Origin of the sequence: Pseudomonas abieticivorans (assembly GCF_023509015.1) — a bacterium.
GTDB classification, from domain to species: Bacteria; Pseudomonadota; Gammaproteobacteria; order Pseudomonadales; family Pseudomonadaceae; genus Aquipseudomonas; species Aquipseudomonas abieticivorans.
Map to the genome: position 1 here is coordinate 4,442,316 of NZ_CP094975.1, position 19,898 is coordinate 4,462,213.

Sequence of the window (19,898 nt, forward strand, 5' to 3'; positions counted from 1 at the left end):
GGTCACGGCGTCTCGTCCTTGAACTCGACACGGGCGGAATCCAGATGCACCAGTAGGGCGTACTGATGCCCTTTGGGCTGGATGCGCAGGATTTGCTTCCAATGTGTGCTGTTGGCTTCGTGGTAGCGGGCAATCACCGCCAGGTAGCGGGTTTTCTTGTCGAGGGGCTGGTAGTTGATGAACTTGAATTGACCGGGGAGCAGAACGTAGTCATCTGCATCGATATAGGTGCTGCCCAGCGCCAGCTGCAGATCCTGGGTCAGGGCTTCCAGGTTGGCGTTGCGCAGCAGAGAGTCGTCTTTCAATTGCACGATCTTGAATGCAATGGGCGTTGCGATGTCTGCGGGCGTGGGCGCTGTGGAGACCTGTTGGCTAGGCGTCGTGAAGCCAATCTGCAGGTCGGTATAGTCACCGAGCACGTAGCGTTCGAGGGGGGACATCGCCGTGGCATTGGCGGTAGGCGTTTGGGCGGAGTAAGCAGGGGGCGTGGTGTATAAGTGGTCGAGCAGGGCCTGCAACTTGTCGGTCAGCTCAAGCGGGTTGCTGGCGTTGAGGTTTACCGTATAGCCGGAGGGCTTTTGAACCATAGGGCCTTCTGGCCCACCGGTGGGTATATTGCGCACGCTGCCAGCGTTCGGGTTGACGGTGTTGGTGGCGTACAGGCTCAGAGCAATCAGAGAGGGCTGATCGTCAGGCCCGCCCACCGGCGTAGAGGGGTTCATGATGACGTGTCCGAGTTTGCCCAGCATCGTGCAGCCCCCCAACAGCAAGCAGGCCAGGATCAGGGTGAGGGTGCGTGCGACCACAACCGGATGTCGCGCCGAGGGAGGGACGGGCGAAACGGGTTGTGGTGTCAAGGGGGCGTCTCCAGCGGTGAGGCGGCAAGAAATAGGGGGGACGTGGTGGGCGTGCTCGAACGTCGCCAGGGTCAGTTCTGTGGGAGCGCACACCGGTTGGGTGGCGTCCAGCGCTCGCAAAGGGTCATGCTGCTCATGTAGCCCCAACGGTGTGCTCAGGCGTTCGAACTCTGGGGAGTGCGCCGGGGTGTCGGCATCCGGCTCCGGCACGGGTTGATGCCCCTCCAGCAGCGTTTCCAACGGGCAACGGCTTTCATTGAACAGGGCACTGACCGCGTGCTGGCTGAGGTACCGGTGGGCCAGGTCATCCGTGCCTGCACGGTCTTGTTGCAAGTACACGTTGAGTGTGTAGGCGCCCACATGCAGGCTGTCGCCGTCGTTGAGCTTAACTGTGGTGTTGCGCCCTATGGCCAGGTCATGGCCATTGAGACGGGTTTGCCCACAGAGGTCGATGACGCAGAAGCGGCCTTCCACCAGACGTATTTCGCAATGCAGAGGGTGAATTGCGTGTTGACGGTCATCGAGCAGCCAGTCGCAGGCAGTGTTGCCAATGCTGCCGCCAGCGTGGTCAAACTGTCTGTTGGCCGTGCAGCCATGCATCAGGTGCTCGGGGTTGCGCACTACCAGGGTCATTCGGGAAGCCGACGGGGTCATGAGCGCCCCTTGATCCGTACCATGGGGGTATGTCGGTGGTGCTGTTTGTCAAGAAAACTGGTCCAGCCTAAGTGGGTACCGTTTTGGTTGCCGAGGTTGAACGGGGGCACATCCTCCTGGCGCAAGCCCAGTTCCACGTCGTAGGCAATCACGTCCCGCAACAACACATTCATCAACGTGCGCAGCGCTGGGAACTGCTGGCCGCTAGGCAAGAACTGACGAAAGCGCGTTTGATCCAGATCCGGGATGACCAAGGTAAATTTGCTGCGTCGGGTCTTGACGCGAGCGCCGACCACAAAACTGTCGCCGAGTACGCCTTTATCCGGATTTCCCAATGCCAGTTGTTGCTGGGGCGGGAGCTTGACGTAGCGCGCCTCGAATTCACGAATATGCACCCCGTGCAAATCAAAACAGTGGCCGACAATCCCGGCGACGATGGTAGGTGAGCGGCTGCGACTGGCGATTAGCCCGGCAAAGCTCAATAACCGGCTCCATGGCAGCGCCGTGGCCCCGCGCAGTTCACTGTCGTTGAGGCCTATCAACGAAAATACACAGCGCGAAAAGCCGTCGCGAGCCTCGGACTGGAAGCGGATGTAGTAGCGATAGCGACGCCAGCTGTCATGCAGCAAGGTCAGCAGGCGGTGGTTGAAAAAATCCAGAAACGCTGGCCGAATGCCCCGACCCTGAGCATCTTCATAAGCGACCAGATCCAGGTAGTAGCCAGGCAGGGGCGAGTCGCTTCCGTGCAGGCCAAAGAACGTGGTTTGCACGCGGTAATGGTCTTCATCCAGGCGTTCGGCCATGGCCACGTCTGAGGCCGGAAACCCTAGCCCAGGGTGGCTCTGCAAGCGCACGCGACGATGCTTGGCCGCACGTGGCGCATCGGCTTCCAGGTCGTCGCCATGCAACGCATGCAAGTGCTCCAGCAGGCGATAGAACGAGTAGTTCCGCGCGTCGGCCAGCAGCGTGTCGGTCAGATCACGGGTTGTTTGCCGGTCAGCAGGGGCCATTGGTAGTGCTCGTTGTTGGTGGTGTTGGTCACTTCCAGTTGATGGAAGGAGTTGATGCTGGCGTAGAGTGCGAAAAAGTGGGAAAGCACGGTGCTGAACAGGTACAGATCGCCCTCGCACACGAAGGCCGATTGATCTAGCTTCAGGTGCGTGGCCAGGCCGCGGATGGGTAGGCCCTTCATCATCAGGTCGATGGGGCGGGTCGTTGCCTCGCACAATGCCATCCAGGCGCTTGCGCGTAGCACGGGCCTGTTGCAGGTCATGCAGCGCGGCGAAATCATAGGCACGGATGACAGCCTTCAGCGGCTCGGCCGACAACAGCGACAGGTAGTTCAGTGACAGGTTGGAAATCAGTGTCCAGTGCAGGCTCGCATCCAGCACGGGCGGGTAACTGCGGGTGGGCGCAGTGAGGTTGGTGTAGGTGGCCAGGGTTGGGGTGTGCTCGGTAGTCATGCAAAGATCGCCCACGGCTAGTGCCTGGGGCAAGTCACGGTTGCTGCAGGTCAATTCCAGCGAAACGGTTTCTCGCCGGTCGATAGGCGCGCTTTCATTGCCATGGACGAAAGCGATGCGATGCACGACGCCCTCGCGGCCCAGCGAGTCCTCGGCACGCACACGGTAATAAAGCGCTGCGCGATGTTGGGCATGTTCAATTTCATGCTGGAACGACTCGAAAGGCGTATAGGTGCGCACGGGCTGGCCTTCCGCCCGGCCTGTGACCCGGTCGATGCTGAACACCTCGAAGGCGTCCGGGCGCTGGCCACCGGGCTGGACACGCTGATCCACTGTCCGCCCGTTGAGGTGGATGGGTTCAGCGTCGTGCTGGAACAAGTTGACTGCCGGTGCGCAGTACAGGCTGATGTCGCTTGTTTTCAAGCGAACCATGGACGGCATGGGCCTGGAGAACTCGAACTCCAGGCGCAGAGTCTGGGCTTTAACGGCTGGCCAAATCCCTAGCAAACGAGTCAGGCTGAAAAAATGAAAACGCTGGGGGAAAACAAAGTATTCCTGCAGGATGCGATAGCCGTCGAATACGTTGCGCGGGTAAGGCAGCAAGGCGTCCTCAGCGCTGAAACCCGGAAAGGCCAAGTCTTTGCTGGACAGGCTGTGACGCGTACCGTCGATCTGGACATGTACTGACTTCAGGTATCGGGCGATCCACAGGTACAGGGTTAAGGCGGTGCTATTGTCGCCACTTAGATGAAAATCCAGACAATCGCAGGCCATCTCATTGAGTGGGTGTTGGGTCAGTACCTGGAGGTCAATGCGCATTACCGATTTTTCACGGCTGTGTGCATCGCTGACCTCGATCAATGACAAGGGATAGAGCGTCACGTCGGTGCAGGTACGAAATTCGCAACGAATACCGTCCACCGCCTTTGCGAATAGACGGGTGCCCTTAGGCAAGACCTGACGTTGGGTCACTGATTGCTTGACTGGATCGAAGCGCACCATGGTCATGCTGGGCAGCGGCCGCAGGTAGTTGGGCCAAAGCATTTGCAGCATTGGATGGGTCAGCTCCGGAAAATCACTTTCAATCTTCAGGCGCAATTTGGCGGTCAGGAAGGCGAAGCCTTCCAGCAGCCGTTCTACGTCCGGGTCGCCGGCCTCGTCACCGAGAAAGCGCGCCAATTGCGGGTTGTCCTGGGCAAACTCGCGACCCAGTTCTCGCAAGTAGCGCATCTCGTCGCTAAACATGTCGCGTAAATTCATAGTGTCCTCAGGTGACGCGGGTATAACGACGACCCTGCCCGTGCATGTCTACGGTGAGCTGCACCAGTTCCTCCTTGTTGTTCAGTCGTACCTGGCAGTCCAGCCTGAACGACAATTCCAGCGGCCGTTGCGGGTTGGGCTGGTACCGTACGCTGCGCACCTTGATCCGCGGCTCGAAGGCCTCCACCGAACGTCGGATATCGGCGCTGATATGGATCACCAGGTCAGCAGTGCCAATCGCACCGCCATTGAAATCGCTCAAGCCCAGTTCGGGGCTGCTTTGTGAGCAGCCCCTTCGGGCATTAAGCAGGTATTCCACGTGCTGTTTGATAGCTTCAACTTGCTGACGCGCCAGTTGCTCGCGTGTCAGGTGGCGACGCAGTGGCCCGTCGGGCTCAAGTCGTTCGAACAAACTGGCCATCAGGGCGCTCCGTCACTGCATGTCCAACCGCCCGACCAAGGAGATCTCAAAATTCGCGCCCATATATTTAAAATGCGGACGTACAGCCAACGAGACTTCATACCAGCCTGGATTGCCCTCAACGTCATGCACCTGGATCTTTGCGGCACGTAATGGACGGCGGCTGCGTACGTCGCTGGAGGGGTTTTCCTGATCTGCAACGTACTGCTTGAGCCAGGTATTGAGTTCGCGCTCCAAGTCCTGGCGCTCCTTCCAGCTACCGATTTGTTCGCGCTGCAACACTTTGATGTAGTGGGCCAGACGGTTGACGATGAAGAGATAGGGCAGTTGTGTGCCGAGCTTGTAATTGGTCTGGGCTTCTTGGCCTTCGCGGGTTTTCGGGAAGTTCTTCGGCCGCTGCACGGAGTTGGCCGAAAAGAACGCCGCGTTGTCGCTGTCCTTGCGCATGGTCAGCGGCATGAAGCCTTCTTCGGACAGCTCGAATTCCTTTCGATCAGAGATCAGCACTTCGGTCGGAATCTTGGCCTGCAACTGACCGAACGCCTCGTACAGATGGACCGGCAGATCTTCGACCGCGCCACCCGATTGCGGACCGATGATGTTGGCGCACCAGCGATAACGGGCAAAACTGTCGGTGATGCGGCTGGCGATCAGGTAGGCGGTGTTGCCCCACAGGTAATGGTCGTGTTGGCCATCGATGGTCTCGTCATACATGAAGCTGCTGGTCGGGTTTTCCAGCGTGTCGTAAGGCTGGCGCAGCAGGAAGCGCGGCAGTCCCAACACAAGATGACGAGCATCTTCTGAGTCGCGCAGACCTCGCCATTTGGTATGGCGTGGCCCGTCGAAAATGTCTTTCACTTCCTTGAGGTTGGGCAGGTTCTGAAACCCATCCAGGTTGAAGAATTCCGGGCCAGCGGCGGTCACAAACGGGGCGTGGGCCATGGCGCCGATCGAGGCCATGTAGCTGAGCAGCTTGATGTCTGGCGAGGATGGGCCAAAGGTGTAATTGCCGACGATGCTGGCAATCGGCTCGCCCCCGAATTGGCCGAAGCCGGCGGTGTAGACATGCTTGTACAGCCCGCTGCGGGTGATGTCGCCAGCGTTGTCGAAGTCTTCCAGCAACTCGTCTTTGGTAACGTGTAGTACTTCCAGCTTGATGTTTTCGCGAAAGTCGGTGCGATCAACCAGTAGCTTCAGGCCGCGCCACGCCGATTCCAGTTTCTGGTAGGCCGGCTGGTGTAGGATCACGTCCATCTGTTTGCCCAGAGCGTAATCCACCTCGGCAATCATCTGGTCGACCCGGTGCTTGTTGATCAAGTGATCGGTATTGTCGCTCTTGAGGATTTCGCTGATAAAGGCGGCCACGCCCTGCCGGGCAACGGCATACCCTTCGTGGGTGGGCTGGAGCATGGTTTGCAGCATGATCTGATCAAGCAAAGTGCCTTCCATGGGCGCGTTCTGGACGTCCAATGTAGGGGCGAGCGGGCTTTCCGTGTGCATGACAATATTCCGTTCGAATCGGATGGCAGGGAAATAAACAACTCAGATGGCCTTAGGCCGTGGGCGGGGGGGCGTCCAGCGCCACGTTCAACTCGCTGATCAGACGGGCCCGCGTGTGTTCATCGCTCAGCAGGTGCTGCAGTTGCTTGCGAAAGGCAGGGACATTGCCCATCGGCCCTTTAAGGGCAACCAAGGCTTGGCGTAGTTCCAGCAGCTTATTTAACTCCGGTACCTGACGCGCCACGGCGTCCGGGTTGAAATCGCTGATGGTGTTGAACTGCAGGCTGACCTGCAGGTCGCTGTCGCGGTCGGTATTCAGTACGCAAGGCACCGCCATTTCCAAGCCGATGTTGGCTTTGGCCAGCACCTCATTGAACGTGTCTTTGTCGATGCGAACGGCTTGCCGCTCCTCAAGAGAAGTTGCTTCGCCATGACCTTTGAAATCACCGGTGATTAGTAACTTCAATGGAAGTTCTACTTCGGCCTGTTGATCGCCAGTGGCGGGAACGTATTTTATGTTGATGCGTTCTTTGGGAGCAACTGAGCCCAGGTTTTTTGACATGCGAAACATCCTTTTCAGAAGGTGAGGTATTAAATGCATATAAAATAGTATCTGTATTGTCGTCCCGGTATCTGTTTTATGTAGGAATATTTACCCGTAAAGGGGTTTAGCCTTTTTCCGGAGTTCGATGATGTCGAGTTTTTTATAATGCAGAAAACTCCTACAGATAAAAGTCTTTTGTCTGGCTGTCATGGGTCTTTGCTTGCTGTATGTTCCGCGGTTTTGTATTGGGTAATGAAGTGCACAGGCGTTACTGTTACGTCACTGTTGGTTGCAGGCTTCGTGTGTGAGCATGAGTTTGGTGCAAGTTGTGTTTGTTTGATAATCAATATTGTCAATTCCCCTAAACATGAACATCAGCTGTGATTGATTGCCCTTTTAGTGTTGCACCTTGCAAGTTTCAGGGGCGCCGCATGGCGCAGTGGTTCGCCCAATGGCGTGCAGCGCAGGGGTGTAATGGACAACCGAATGGATGGAACTGTATTGATTAAAAGCGCCGGGATATGGGTGTTGGGTAGCATGGTGGGATGGGCCGTACAGGCCCAGGTTAAGCCCACGCAGGACTGCACCTCGGTGGTGTCGGCTTTGGAGCGTCTGGCCTGTTTCGACCAGGCTGCCGGTACACCTGCAGGGGTGCCGCTCGGCTCGCCCTCCCGTTCTACCGTCGAGCGCCCTGCGCAAGTGGCCGGCTGGGTACAGGCGAACGAGGCGCAGCGCCTGGCCGAGGACAGTCGATTTTTGCTGTCACGCTGGCCGGTCTCTGGCGATCCTCTTCAACCGCAATTGTTGATCTCTGCGCCTGCGTTAGGCGCTGTTGGCCTGCGACCTTACCTGATCATCAGTTGCCGGTCGGGTATCTCAAGTCTGCAACTGCTGACGGCCGAACCTGTGGCGCCCAACCGCATGCGCTTGCGGATTTACAAGGATGACCGGCCGCTGGCTGCCGCGCGCGAGTGGCGAGTACTTGATACCGGTCAGGTCATTGATGCCGGGCGCGGGTTGCCATCCATTGACTTGTTGCGTGGCATGGGAGGCGGACAGCGCTTGCGCCTGGAAAGTGATTACCCACCTCTGGACGGTTTGGTGTTCGACGCCGACGGGTTGGGCGCTTTAATTGAAAAGGAGCGCCAGCTATGTCGCTGGTAATAGATGTGCCACCAGGGGTCGTAGCCTTGTTGTTGGCACCAATCGATCCGCAACAGCCTGCCGGCCACTTTGATGTCGAGGACGAAACCTATCAGGCTATCGATCAGGAAATGGTCAAGCTCGGCGGCCTGCACGAGGCGCGTATCGACTGGCCGTACATCGACGAGGCGGCGCGACAGTACCTAGTGACACAGTGCAAACACTTTCGCATTGTTGCTCATTTGCAAACGGTGTGGCTGCGTACCCAGCAATGGCAGCGGTGGGCAGATGCGCTTAGCCTGCTGGCGGGGATGGTTGAGCGGTATTGGGACCGCGCCTATCCCAAGCCTGGACCGACGGGCTTGCTGGCCAAACGCAAGCAGGTCAAGGCGCTATTGCAGCGTTTGGATGAAGCCTTGCCCGCCCTGGATCGACGTAGTTTTAATCCAGCGCTTCAGGTGCTGGCAGAGCAAGCGTTGTCCCGCCTGCAAAGCAGCTTGTCGGCTGCACAATTGGATCAACCGACGCTGGATACACTGCATTTGGCGCTGGGTAAGTACGCTGGGCAGGCGGTAGCGCCAACCCCGGACAGTGCCGATGGGGGGGCTCGTTCGCAAGGGGGGAGCGCGTTCAGTCCGTCGTTTTTATCCAGTCACAACGCAGTGCCTGCGGGCAATGAGCGCGAGCAGCGCCGTGCCGTATTGAACATGGCCGAGTTGGTCAACCAGCAGGATGTATACGACCCGACTGGCTATCAGTTGCGGCGGTTTGGCCTGTGGGCGCATCTGCATGCGGCTCCCTCTGTGACCTGTGACCGGCGTACCGAGTTGATGGCGGTGCCGCGTGACATTGTCGTCAGCTATGAAGACGCGCTTGTGTCCAACACTATTGATCCGGGTTTGCTGCTGCGCATTGAAAAAAGCGTCAGCGCTGCGCCGTACTGGTTTCGTGGCAGCTTTCTGGCTGCCAGTGTCGCTGCCCGGTTGGAAATGGGTGAGGTGGCGGCGGGTATTCGCCAAGCTTGCGCTCGCTTTGTGCGACGGGTTCCTGCCCTGATGGAGTTGTGTTTCAGCGATGGCACTGCCTTCGTGGACATGCCCACAAAGGCGTGGTTAACCGGCAGCGACGGGATTGAAAGCAGCGGTAGCCCGGTACAGGAGTACGCCGGATTGCGCGACGAACTGGTGACTCAACTCAATCAGGAAGGCGTGGAAGTGGTGTTGTTGCGCTTGCAGGAACTGCAAGCGGCTTACCGTGCGCCACGCCAACGCTGTTACGCCACTGTCATCGCCGCTGATCTGTTGGAGGCCCGTGGGCTGGGCTGGCTGGCCACCGATCTGTACGCCAATGTTGCCCGGGTTATGCAAGCCACGCAGGCCGCGCAATGGGAGCCGGAGCTGTATCAGAAGCTGGCACGGCAACCCGTCGAGCCCACCGTCGCTATTACCGCTGTCAAGGATTAGGAGCCTCCCATGGGGAATGTCTGGAGTTACATCAAACGTTGGGGGCTGCCGATACTGCGCCAATTCAACAGCGCAGCGCCCATGCTTATCGGGCTGGCAGCGCTGTTTGTGCTGGTCGGCATCTGGTGGTTGGGGCCGCAGTGGGTTTGGCGCGAGCATCAGCCACTGGCCGAGCTGCCGATGCGTGTGGCCGCCAGCATTGGGGTGCTGCTGATACCCATCGTCATTTGGGCTTGGTGGACCCGACGCCGTTATCAGCAATGGCATGCGGAGCGTCAATACGAGGCTGCGGTGCAGGCCGATCCCTGCCTGCCGTATGTCCAGGCGCAGGAACGGGCGTTGAACCGCAGCCTGGCCAGCCTGCTGGACAATATGGAACATCGTCGTTCGCTCTATCAACTGCCGTGGTACCTGGTGCTGGGAGAGGAGAATGCTGGCAAGACCAGCCTGATTAACCGTTCCAATCAAAGCTTCGCGCTTTCCCATGTAGCCAAGGCCGGGGCACGTGCTTATCACGACGAGATGTTGGCGTACACCGTGGACTGGTGGATCGGCCATGAAGCGGTATTGATTGACCCACCGGGGGAGTTCATCAGTCATTCGCAGGTGATGCCAACCACCGACTCCGTTGCGACGAGCGGGCCGGTGAAGCATTGCGCCGATAAAGAGAAACCGATTCTGCCGGCCGGGACCCATCCGCGGCTTTGGCTGCACCTGTTGGACTGGCTGAGCCGTAAACGCAGCCGGCGTGCCTTGAACGGCGTCGTGTTGGTAGTAGATCTTCAGGCCCTGCTTACGCAGCGTCCGGAACAGCGCAAGGCGCTGGCGACGGTGCTTCGCACGCGTGTCTATGAGTTGACCCGGCAACTGGGCACGCGTTTGCCGTTGTACGTGGTGTTGAGCAAGCTCGATCTGCTGGAAGGCTTCGAGGAGTTCTTTGCCCGTTTACCGCGCTCAACGCGTGAAGCGCTGTTGGGCTTTACCTTCAGCTTGGAGGCAGTGGACGACTTTGATGCGTGGCTAGCGGAGTTGAGCACGCGCTTTAACCACTTTATCGAACGGTTGAATGATCAGGTGCTAGACAGCCTGAGTGATCTACGTACGCAGGACGAACGGGATCGTATGCTGGCCCTGGTGGGGCAATTGTCGGGGTTGCGCCCAGCGTTGCTCGGTTTTCTCACCGAAATGCTGGGCAGTGATCGCTTCACGACCCCGGCTTTGGTGCGGGGGCTGTATTTGTCTTCGGTCTGCCAGCAAGGTGAATCGAGCAACGCGTTTGTCCGTGAAGCGGCATTGCCACACGGCCTGGCTGCACCACTGCCGGAGGCGAAGCCGGCCGGCGGTACCCTGGTCTATTTCGCCCAACATCTGTTCCAGCGCATTATTTATTCCGAAGCAGGTTTGGCGGGCGATAACGTCAAGGTGACGCAGAGCAAACGCCGATTACTGCTGGCGGGCTCCATCGTAGCGGCGCTGGGTGGAATGCTGGTGGTCGGCGGTTGGCAGTTTTACTTCGGTATCAACCGCGACAAGGCCGACAGCGTTCTGCTCAAAAGCCGTGAATTCAGTAGGCATGATATCGACAGGCGGGAGGATGTTACCGGGCGTAATCTGTTGGCATCGCTGGACCAGATCCGTGATGCGGTGGCGGTCTATGGCGATTACCGCCACACCTGGCCTTTGTTGTCCGAGATGGGGTTGTATCAGGGCCGGGCGATTGGCCCTATGGTGGATGCGGCCTATCTCAATTTGTTGTCCAAACGCTTTCTACCGGCGATTGCGGGTGGTGCGATGAATGTGATCGATACCGCGCCGCCAGGCAGTAGTGCCCAGTTAGCGGCGCTGCGTGTGTACCGGATGATCGAAGAGCGGCAAAACCGTCGACCGGCGATGGTCAAGGAATGGATGGCCGGCCAATGGCAGCGGGCCTATCCCGGCCAGGGCCAGGTGCAGACCGATCTGATGCGACACCTTGATTACGCATTGCAGTACGCCGACGCCGATCTTCCACAGTATCAGGGGCGAGTTGGCGAGGTGCAGCAGCAGTTGCGCAAAACCCCTCTGGCGCAACGTGTGTACGCACGTATGAAGGAGCAGGCTCAAGAGCGTTTACAGGCACCCTTGGATTTACGTAACGAGGTAGGGCCTACCTTCGATATTGTGTTCCAGCCGCCGACAGGCGAAGGCGTGACCAATAGCCACGCTGCGCTGACCCTGGCGTCCTTGCTTACAGCCAAAGGCATGCGGGACTATTTCGAGGCTAATACAGCACAGGTGATGGAGCTGGCTATGATCGACGCTTGGGTGCTGGGCGAGCGACAGAACCTTGACTACTCCGAGGAGGATCGCAAGGTACTGACCGAGCGTGTGCGTACGCTGTATAGCGCCGATTACGTGGACAGTTGGCGGCGCGCTCTGAACGCGTTGGCAGTCACTGACTTCCGTGACCTGATTCATGGCGTCGCGGTGCTGGAGCAGGTCACCGGCCCGGCCGCACCGCTACGGCGCTTATTGGAAAGCGTGCGTGACAACACGGTGATCTACCCGCCGCTCTCGGCGGCAGGTGTTTCGCTGCCTGAGGTTGAGCCCAACCAGATGTTTTCCGACGAGGCAAGCCGGCGCCAGGCGGCGAATATTCGACGTGCCTTTTCCGGGCTGTCGGATCTGCTCACGGACAAAGGCGAACGCCCTTCCTACTACGACGAGACCCAGCAAGCCATCGTGGCAGTCTACGATTACGCCAAGGCCGTGCAAGACCAGCCGGATCGGGGCAAGGCTGCGCTCAACGCCGTGCTCAAACGATTCTCGCTGAGCGGCCCGGATCCGATTGCAACCTTGCAGCGGGTCGCCACCGGCTTGCCCGAGCCTTTGAACCAACAGGTCAAGCACCTTGCGGATCAAACCTCACAGGTGCTAGTGCTTGAAGCCTTGCGCGAACTTGAAAAACGTTGGGATTCTGAGATTTACAGCTTCTATCAGCAGCGGCTGGCCGGGCGCTATCCATTCGTGGGCAGTTCGGCGGATGCTTCCCTGGACGATTTCGAGGCCTTCTTCGGGCCGCAAGGCCGGTTGCAGCAGTTCCAGGATCAGTATCTCAATGTGTTCATCAAAGATAACCTTGACGCCCTGTACTCCAGTCAACGCGGCGGCTACCTAGTGCGCACCGATGTACTCACGCAGTTGGAAACGGCCCAGCGTATCCGCGACACCTTCTTCAATCAGCGTGGTGCCCTCAGCGTGCAGATGTCTCTGGAGCCTCTGGCCCTGAGCGGCAATCAGCGCAGCAGCCTGCTGAGCAGCGACGGCCAGTTGATCCCTTATAGCCACGGCCCCAGTCAGAACATCGGCCTGATCTGGCCCAACGTTCTGGGTGATGCCAGTGGCAGTCGGTTGACCTTGGTCAACGGCGCGGGCAACAGCGTCAGCCTCGGCTATCGTGGGCCGTGGTCGCTGTTTCGCTTACTCAACCGGGGCCAGCTAAATGGGCGCACTGCCACCAGTGTTGACCTGAGCTTTGTCGCCGGCGACGGCATGATGCGATACCGTATCAGCGCTGAGAAAACCAACAATCCGATCACCCAGCGCAGTTTCGAGGGATTTGTCTTACCCCGAACTTTGCTTCAGGATCGGCCGAAGGCGAGTGTGGGAGAGAACACGCAGCGCTAAGAACCGCTTGGCAGCTAGATCGCGAGGCCTTACGGTAAGGCAGGACGGTGATTTGGGTGCGCTCTGTCCCAACCTTCCATTTGATCAAACAAGATAGGCCCGCCGGCACGGCGGGCCCCGCCAACCTTCAGAGCTTAGGCAACTGCCCAACCCGCCCCATCATTTCGGTCACGATCTGCAAGTCCAGCAGAAACTGGTCGACCGTCTTGAACTCGTTGTCGGTGTGGCCGGTGTACTTGACCTCAGGCCTGGCCAGGCCGAACTGCACGCCGTTGGGTAATTCGTGCACCGAGGTGGCCCCGGCGGAGGTGCCGAACTTATGCTCCATGCCCAGGTTCTCGGTGGCCACGGCCAGTAGCGCCTTGACCCATTCGCCCTCGGGGTTGCGGTACATCGGCTCGGCGATCGAATAGTCGAAGGCCACGGCGATGTGGTTTTTCGCACTCCAGGTGCTCAGCTTGTCGGCGATCTCTTTCTTGAGCACGTCAGGTGACTTGCCCACCGGCACGCGCAGGTTCACCGCGAGTTTGAACGTCTTGTCATCCATGCCCACAAAGGTCGGCGAGGTGGTCAGCGGCCCCATGAACGTGTCGCTGAAGCCGACCGCCAATTTGCCACCCAGGTAATCCAGGCCCCAGTTGTCGGCCGTGTATCGCGCCGCGTCGGTGATGTGGTTGTGCTTGAGCGCAACCTTACCGTCCAGGCTGTTGATGAACACCAGCATCCTGGCCACAGGGTTAACGCCAGACTGCGGCTCGGAGGAGTGGGCAGACACGCCGGTAACGGTCAGTTTGACGTTCTTGCCGTCGACCTTGGCCGCCACGCTGAAGTCGCCACCCTGTTGCTGGGCGAACTCACTGCCCAATTGCTGCAAAGCGGCCGCAAGTTCTGCTGGCTTGTCTGTTACCAGGGTGGCCACGGACGCCGAAGGAATCTGGTTGGTGGCCATGCCGCCCGTCATCGAGATGATTTCGGCGCCTTGGCCTTCGCCTGCGCGGCGGGCAAAGTTGGCCATGACGGTGCCATAGCCTTTTTCCGCGATCACTACCGGGTAGCCGCCGTCCAGCGCCAGGTTGTACTGGGGCGTGGGGTTGTGTTCGAAGTAGTAGGGGATGGCGTCGCCGCTGGTTTCTTCGGTGGTGTCCACCAGCAACTTGAAGTTGCGCGCCAGCGGCAGCTTTTCTTCCTTGATGACTTTCATGGCGTACAGCGCCACCACGATGCCGTTCTTGTCGTCCTCGGTGCCACGGCCGTACATGCGGTCGCCGATCAGGGTGACTTTGAACGGGTCCAGTTGGGTGCCGTCTTTCAGTACCCAGTTTTCGGGGGTAACCGGTACCACGTCGGCGTGGGCGTGGATGCCTACCACCTCATCGCCAGCGCCTGGCAGGGTGATTTCATAGACGCGATTGTCGACGTTGCGATAGTTCAGGTTGAAAGCCTGGGCGAGGCTTTTGATCTTGTCGGCGATCTTGATGAACTCGGGGTTGTCGTGCTGGGCAACGCCTTCTACCTGGAACGTGGGGATGGCCACCAGTTCGCGCAGGGTTTGGGTGGCGGCGGCGCCGTACTTCAGGCGAGTGTAAATGCCCAACAAGCGATTGACCTGGTCTTGCTGGTCAGCGGACAGGGGCTTGTTGCCCAGAAAGTCGCTGATTGCAGGCTTCAGGTCGTCGGTTTTCGCCAAATCGCTCTTGCCCAGGCGCCCGAGGAAGTCCCTGAAATCCTTGATCGATGCATCGCTGAACGTCTTCAGAATCTCGGCGCTCTGCTGCGGCGTCACGTTGGCCTGTGCTTGGCTGGCGAACATAGAAAGGCTGGCCAGCATGAGGGTTGTCGCGGCCAGGTGCTTAAGTGAAAAATCCATTGCGGGGAACATTCCTTTGCAGGTGGTAAGTAAGAGTTTTCTGATCGATGAATCAGAAAACTCTCACAAACTACCACCACTCGGCTGCTTGGATCAGCTTTTACTCGCCGCCAGGTAGGCCCCCAAACGCCGTCCCATTTCATCGCCCAATGCCTGCAAGCCGCTCAACGGTCGCACCATCACTTCAAATTCGACGATCTTGCCGTGTTCGTCGAAGCGGATCAGGTCGATGCCCTTGAGCGCCTTGCCGGCGACCGTGGCGCTGAACTCCAGCACCACGCTCAGGCCGTCCGCGGTCCACAGTTCGCGGTGATAGGTGAAGCCTTCGAACACACTGGACACCGTGTTGAGGATCATCGACACCACGGGTACGCCGGGGTAGGGCGCATGGGCCATGGGCGAGCGGAACACGACCTCTGGGGCCAGCAATTGTGGCAGGGCCTTGAGGTCGCCTTGGGCGATCATGTGGTGCCAGTGTTTCAGGGATTCGGCGGCGTTGGGGTGCATGTCGGGTTCCTGAGTGCTTGTTTTGAGCCTCCAGCATAGTCGGGTTGAACGGGCCCCTCGCCACTCAGTGAGAATGCCGCGGCTCACCACTGCGCGCGATCACCCGCAGGTGCAAGGTGGCCGGTTCCAGGCAACCCCCCGTGGATAGCTGGCCCACCAGTTGCCGATACAGCTCCTGCCAGGGGGTTTGCGAGGCCGGGATGTTCGGCTGCCACAGCGCCCGGCGGCGATCCAGTTCGGCTTGGTCCACCAGCAGGTTGACCTTGCGTGCGTTGAGGTCCACCACCAGCCGGTCATTGGTTTGCAGCAACGCCAGGCCACCGCCGATGGCGGCTTCCGGCGACATGTTGAGGATCGACGGGCTGGCCGACGTACCGCTTTGGCGGCCGTCGCCCAGGCACGGCAGTGAGTCGATGCCTTGCTTGATCAGTGCGGCGGGCGGGGCCATGTTCACCACCTCGGCGCTGCCCGGGTAGCCCACCGTGCCGACGCCACGGATCACCAGGATGCAACGTTCGTCGATGTCCAGCGCCGGGTCGTTGATGCGCGCGTGGTAATCCTCTGGCCCTTCGAACACGATGGCGCGCGCCTCGAAGCTGTTTTCAGCGCCTGGCTCGGACAGGTAGGTCTTGCGAAACGCGTCGCCCACTACCGACATTTTCATGATCGCGCTGTCGAAGAAGTTGCCGCTGAGCACAATGAAACCCGCGCGGTGCTTGAGGGGCGCCTCGAAGGGGTAAATCACCTCGGCGTTACTGGTTTGCGTCGTGCGTACGATGTCACCGATGGTCTGGCCGCTGACCGTGGCGCAGTGTTCATGCAGGCGCCCGGCTTTCTGCAGTTCGTGCATCACCGACGGCACGCCCCCGGCGCGGTGGAAGCCTTCGCCCAGGTACTTGCCGGCGGGCATGCAGTTGACCAGCAGCGGCACGTCTTCGCCGATGCGTTGCCAATCGTCCAGGCTCAACTCCACGCCCATGTGCCGGGCGATGGCGATCAGGTGCGGCGGGCAGTTGCTGGAGGCGCCCAGTGCCGAGGCCACGGCGATGGCATTTTCGAACGCCTCGCGGGTCATGATCTGCGATGGCCGCACGTCCTGGCGCACCAGTTCGCAGATGCGCTTGCCCGTGGCATAGGCCATTTGCCCGCGCTCGCGGTACGGCGCCGGAATGCTCGCGCAGCCGGGCAGCGACATGCCCAGGGCTTCGGCCAGGGCGTTCATCGACAGGGCCGTGCCCATGGTGTTGCAGTGGCCCACAGAAGGGGACGCGGCAGTGGTCATTTCCATGAAGCCTTCGTAGTCGATCTCCCCGGCGGCCAGCAGGTTGCGTGCATGCCAGAGCACGGTGCCGGAGCCGATCAACTCGCCCTTGTGATGGCCGTCGAGCATCGGCCCGCCCGACAGTACGATGGCTGGCAGGTCCGTGGTGGCGGCGGCCATCAGGCAGGCCGGGGTGGTTTTGTCGCAGCCGGTGGTGAGCACCACGCCGTCCAGCGGGTAGCCGTGCAAGATCTCCACCAGGCCCAGGTACGCCAGGTTGCGGTCCAGTGCGGCGGTCGGCCGGCGGCTCTGCTCGGCGATGGGGTGCACCGGGAATTCCATGGGAATGCCACCAGCGTCACGGATGCCGGCCTTTACCCGCTGGGCCAGTTCCAGATGGTGGCGGTTGCAGGGCGTGAGGTCACTGCCGGTTTGCGCAATGCCGATGATCGGGCGGCCCGATTGCAGCTCTTCACGGGTCATGCCGTAGTTCATGTAGCGCTCCACGTACAGGGCGGTCATGTCGGCATGGTCGGGGTCGTTGAACCATTGTTCGCTGCGCAGGGGGCGCTTGGGGGTGTCGCTCATGATTGAGGTCTCTCTTGTAATTGGGATCAATCAACGCTTGGCTCAGTGTGCCAGCAAGCCGCGTGAGGCCAGGTTGCGCAACAGGGCGCCGACACCAAAGGTCCAGGGCCAAGCCTGGCTTGAGTGTGTCACCTGATTGTGCAGGCTGCCGAGCAACGGGCTGCTGATGCTTACCCGGTCACCCAGCTTGTGGGTAAAGCCACCCCCGACGGTGTCGCGGTCTTCGGTGGGGGCGAACAGCGTACCCAGGAACAGCACGAAGCCGTCGGGATATTGGTGGTTGGCGTTCAACGTCTGCCGGGCCAGGTCTTGCGGGTCGCGGCTGATCTGGTCCATGGAGCTTGCACCCTGCAGGTGGTAGCCGTCTTCGCCGTGTACTTGCAGGTCGACCACGCAGCGGCGCACGTCGTCCAGGCTGAACTGTTCGTCGAACAGGCGAATGAACGGCCCGATCGCGCAGGAGGCGTTGTTGTCCTTGGCCTTGCCCAGCAACAGCGCACTGCGCCCCTCGACGTCGCGCAGGTTGACGTCATTGCCCAGCGCCGCACCCAGGATGTGCCCGCGGCTGTTGACCGCCAGCACCACTTCAGGCTCGGGGTTGTTCCATTGCGACACCGGGTGAATACCGATCTGGCTGCCGCTGCCGACGGCGGCGAGCACGGGCGCCTTGGTGAAAATTTCGGCGTCTGGGCCAATGCCCACTTCCAGGTATTGCGACCACATGCCCTGCTCGATCAACAACGCCTTCAGACGCATGGCCTGTTCGGAGCCGGGCACGATGGCCCGCAAGTTATCGCCAATCACCCCCTGCACGATGGCGCGCACGGCCTGGGCCTTGCCAGCGTCACCCCCGGCCTGTTCTTCGATCACCCGCTCGATCATGCTGGCGGCAAAGGTGACGCCGGCGGCCTTGATTACCTGCAAGTCCACGGGCGCCAGCAACGAGGGCAGGGCGGGGTCGGCATGGGTGCCGGTGTTGCGCAGCAAGCTGTCGACGCTGCCGATGAAGGTGCCGGGTGTTTCGCGTACGGCCTGCAATGGGGCCTGCGATTCGAGCAGTTCGCTCAAGGTTGCAAAGCGTGCCGAAAGATCGAACACGCCGTCGGCGCGCAGCACGATGGGAGAGGGGCCGGCCACTTGACCGGGCACCCAGGCACGGCCGATCAAGGTGCCGGCCAGGCCATCGGTGGGCAAGGTATTTTCGGGCGTCAGCAGTATCGGCATGGCAGTTATCCTGGTCGGTAAAGATTTCACGCTAGGGTTGCCGGCCGATAAACTCCAATGAGATATTTTCAGCAATCGATAACGCCGGGTTATTGTTGTTTGCGGAGCGCCCATGTCCGATCTGTCGTTTTCAAGCGTGTGCAATTGGCTCAAATTCAAGCATCTGGTGTTGATCGATACGTTGGGCCGCACGCGCAACATGCACGTGGCGGCGCAGCAGATGAACCTCAGCCAGCCGGCCATCAGCAAGATGCTCAAGGAAATCGAGAATCTGCTGGGTTTTGCCTTGTTCGAGCGCCAGCCGCGCAGCATGCCGCCCACGGCGTTGGGCGAACATGTGTTGCGTTACGCACAGATCGCCTTGAACGATGCCCGAGCGTTCGTGGAGCAGATCAGCAGCCTGCGCGAAGGTGGCCACGGGCACCTCAAGGTCGGTGGGATCTTCGCCGCCACGGCGGTGGCGTTGCCCGAGGCGATTTTGCAGATCAAGCAGCGCTGGCCGTTGTTGTCGATCGAGGTGGTGGAGCAAACCAGCAACCACCTGATGGACATGCTTGAAGAAAAAAAGCTCGACCTGGCCGTGGCGCGTTTCACCGAGCAAAGCCAGCAGCAGCGCTATGACTTCCAGGCGCTGGCGCCCGAGCCGTTCTGCATCGTGGTCAACAGCCGGCACCCGTTATGCACCGCAGCGCCTGCGTCGTTGCAGCAACTGGTGGAGTGGCCGTGGATTCTTTACCCGGTGGGCACGCCCATTCGCGCACGCATGGAACTTGCCTTCGCCGAGGCCGGGGTGGCCATGCCTCGTAACACGGTGGATACCATCTCCATGCAAACCTTCCTGCAGGTGCTGCAACGCGGCCCGATGATCGGCATGCTGCCAGACGCCATGGTCGAGCCGTTGCTGGAACGCGGCCAACTCAAGACCCTGGACACCCCCTTGCGCCTGGTACCCCAAGACTACGGCATCCTCACGCGCAAGGGCGAACCACTGGTGGGCGCGGCGCTGGAGTTTGCCGAGATCCTGCTAGCCAATGCACGGCTAGCGAAAGATCTGGACGGGTAAAGGGGGAGCCTGGTCAGCAACGATGGCCCCAGGGCAGTCCCTGTGGTAGCAAGCTTGCTTGCGAAGCGAGCGACGCGGTTTGTTGTTAGAAAATAGGCTCGTCAAGTCAACAGCCAGACTGCGATGCCCCATCGCAAGCAAGCTTGCTCCCACAAGAGCGAACAAAGCTTGCTCCCCCAGGGCGAAACCGCTGGTGTGGGAGCAAGCTTGCTTGCGAAGCGAGCGACGCGGTTTGTTGTTAGAAAATAGGCTCGCCAAGTCAACAGCCAGACTGCGATGCCCCCATCGCAAGCAAGCTTGCTCCCACAAGAGCGAACACTGTCTCAAGTCAGCAAGCTTGCTTGCACAGGAGCTTTCCTGGCCCAAGTCAGCAAGCGCTGCCCCAAGGTCTATCCGTCAGCAAAAATCGATAACCTC

The 19,898-nt window shown here is 60.0% G+C and carries 13 protein-coding genes and 1 pseudogene; 4 read left to right on the plus strand and 10 right to left on the minus strand.

The genetic code is table 11. The features are described from left to right. Positions 1–2: 2 nt before the first annotated feature. The 6 genes and pseudogenes from tssJ to tssB all read right to left on the minus strand — a co-directional run bounded on the left by tssJ (position 3) and on the right by tssB (position 6,717). Positions 3–1,511: a type VI secretion system lipoprotein TssJ gene (tssJ, locus tag L9B60_RS20400; protein ID WP_249672590.1), complete on the minus strand. Its 1,509-nt coding sequence runs from the start codon at positions 1,509–1,511 to the stop codon at positions 3–5. After that, complete coding sequence (gene tssG, locus L9B60_RS20405; protein WP_249672593.1) at positions 1,508–2,521, minus strand: type VI secretion system baseplate subunit TssG; 1,014 nt, start codon at positions 2,519–2,521, stop codon at positions 1,508–1,510. The genes tssJ and tssG overlap by 4 nt, the downstream gene beginning before the upstream one ends. Continuing rightward, positions 2,485–4,234 (minus strand): annotated as a pseudogene (tssF, locus tag L9B60_RS20410) (type VI secretion system baseplate subunit TssF). The gene tssG and the pseudogene tssF overlap by 37 nt, the downstream one beginning before the upstream one ends. Before the next feature lie 7 nt (positions 4,235–4,241). Further along, the gene (gene tssE, locus L9B60_RS20415; protein ID WP_249672595.1) at positions 4,242–4,655 is read right to left on the minus strand and encodes a type VI secretion system baseplate subunit TssE; all 414 of its coding nucleotides are present in this window, start codon (positions 4,653–4,655) and stop codon (positions 4,242–4,244) included. Between the two features lie 12 nt (positions 4,656–4,667). Beyond that, positions 4,668–6,155, minus strand: coding sequence for a type VI secretion system contractile sheath large subunit (gene tssC, locus L9B60_RS20420; RefSeq protein ID WP_249672597.1), 1,488 nt, complete (start codon positions 6,153–6,155; stop codon positions 4,668–4,670). Between the two features lie 52 nt (positions 6,156–6,207). Continuing rightward, positions 6,208–6,717, minus strand: coding sequence for a type VI secretion system contractile sheath small subunit (gene tssB / locus L9B60_RS20425; RefSeq protein WP_249672600.1), 510 nt, complete (start codon positions 6,715–6,717; stop codon positions 6,208–6,210). A 456-nt stretch (positions 6,718–7,173) separates the two neighbouring features. Between tssB and vasI the strand changes: the two genes are divergently transcribed. The 3 genes from vasI to tssM are packed head-to-tail and all read left to right on the plus strand — an operon-like array spanning position 7,174 to position 12,971. Beyond that, positions 7,174–7,863: a type VI secretion system-associated protein VasI gene (gene vasI, locus L9B60_RS20430; RefSeq protein WP_249672604.1), complete on the plus strand. Its 690-nt coding sequence runs from the start codon at positions 7,174–7,176 to the stop codon at positions 7,861–7,863. Further along, the gene (gene tssA, locus L9B60_RS20435; protein ID WP_249672610.1) at positions 7,851–9,305 is read left to right on the plus strand and encodes a type VI secretion system protein TssA; all 1,455 of its coding nucleotides are present in this window, start codon (positions 7,851–7,853) and stop codon (positions 9,303–9,305) included. Before vasI ends, tssA begins: the two co-directional genes overlap by 13 nt. 9 nt (positions 9,306–9,314) lie before the next feature. Continuing rightward, positions 9,315–12,971: a type VI secretion system membrane subunit TssM gene (tssM, locus tag L9B60_RS20440; RefSeq protein ID WP_249672612.1), complete on the plus strand. Its 3,657-nt coding sequence runs from the start codon at positions 9,315–9,317 to the stop codon at positions 12,969–12,971. A 127-nt stretch (positions 12,972–13,098) separates the two neighbouring features. Here tssM and L9B60_RS20445 read toward each other — a convergent pair whose 3' ends face one another. From L9B60_RS20445 to L9B60_RS20460, 4 genes are all read right to left on the minus strand, one after another. Further along, complete coding sequence (locus L9B60_RS20445) at positions 13,099–14,838, minus strand: dipeptidase (protein ID WP_249672613.1); 1,740 nt, start codon at positions 14,836–14,838, stop codon at positions 13,099–13,101. 93 nt (positions 14,839–14,931) lie between these two features. Further along, positions 14,932–15,345 carry a nuclear transport factor 2 family protein gene (locus L9B60_RS20450; protein ID WP_249672615.1) on the minus strand — a complete coding sequence of 138 codons (414 nt, stop codon included), beginning with the start codon at positions 15,343–15,345 and terminating at the stop codon, positions 14,932–14,934. Positions 15,346–15,409: 64 nt separating this feature from the next. Beyond that, a complete protein-coding gene (locus L9B60_RS20455) occupies positions 15,410–17,194 on the minus strand; it encodes an IlvD/Edd family dehydratase (protein ID WP_249672617.1) in 1,785 nt (594 codons plus the stop codon). Positions 17,195–17,236: 42 nt separating this feature from the next. Beyond that, positions 17,237–18,418 (minus strand): fumarylacetoacetate hydrolase family protein, encoded by a 1,182-nt coding sequence (locus L9B60_RS20460; RefSeq protein ID WP_249672619.1) that lies wholly within the window; start codon positions 18,416–18,418, stop codon positions 17,237–17,239. Between the two features lie 112 nt (positions 18,419–18,530). Between L9B60_RS20460 and L9B60_RS20465 the strand changes: the two genes are divergently transcribed. After that, a complete protein-coding gene (locus tag L9B60_RS20465) occupies positions 18,531–19,481 on the plus strand; it encodes a LysR family transcriptional regulator (protein ID WP_249672621.1) in 951 nt (316 codons plus the stop codon). Positions 19,482–19,898 lie beyond the last annotated feature (417 nt).

Excerpts from the sequence above, each read along its gene's own strand:
- tssA (WP_249672610.1), top strand. The coding sequence starts at position 7,851 with ATGTCGCTGGTAATAGATGTGCCACCAGGGGTCGTAGCCTTGTTGTTG.
- tssB (WP_249672600.1), bottom strand. The coding sequence starts at position 6,717 with ATGTCAAAAAACCTGGGCTCAGTTGCTCCCAAAGAACGCATCAACATA.
- tssE (WP_249672595.1), bottom strand. The coding sequence starts at position 4,655 with ATGGCCAGTTTGTTCGAACGACTTGAGCCCGACGGGCCACTGCGTCGC.
- L9B60_RS20445 (WP_249672613.1), bottom strand. The coding sequence starts at position 14,838 with ATGGATTTTTCACTTAAGCACCTGGCCGCGACAACCCTCATGCTGGCC.
- vasI (WP_249672604.1), top strand. The coding sequence starts at position 7,174 with ATGGACAACCGAATGGATGGAACTGTATTGATTAAAAGCGCCGGGATA.
- L9B60_RS20465 (WP_249672621.1), top strand. The coding sequence starts at position 18,531 with ATGTCCGATCTGTCGTTTTCAAGCGTGTGCAATTGGCTCAAATTCAAG.
- tssJ (WP_249672590.1), bottom strand. The coding sequence starts at position 1,511 with ATGACCCCGTCGGCTTCCCGAATGACCCTGGTAGTGCGCAACCCCGAG.
- tssM (WP_249672612.1), top strand. The coding sequence starts at position 9,315 with ATGGGGAATGTCTGGAGTTACATCAAACGTTGGGGGCTGCCGATACTG.
- L9B60_RS20460 (WP_249672619.1), bottom strand. The coding sequence starts at position 18,418 with ATGCCGATACTGCTGACGCCCGAAAATACCTTGCCCACCGATGGCCTG.
- L9B60_RS20450 (WP_249672615.1), bottom strand. The coding sequence starts at position 15,345 with ATGCACCCCAACGCCGCCGAATCCCTGAAACACTGGCACCACATGATC.
- tssC (WP_249672597.1), bottom strand. The coding sequence starts at position 6,155 with ATGCACACGGAAAGCCCGCTCGCCCCTACATTGGACGTCCAGAACGCG.
- L9B60_RS20455 (WP_249672617.1), bottom strand. The coding sequence starts at position 17,194 with ATGAGCGACACCCCCAAGCGCCCCCTGCGCAGCGAACAATGGTTCAAC.
- tssG (WP_249672593.1), bottom strand. The coding sequence starts at position 2,521 with ATGGCCCCTGCTGACCGGCAAACAACCCGTGATCTGACCGACACGCTG.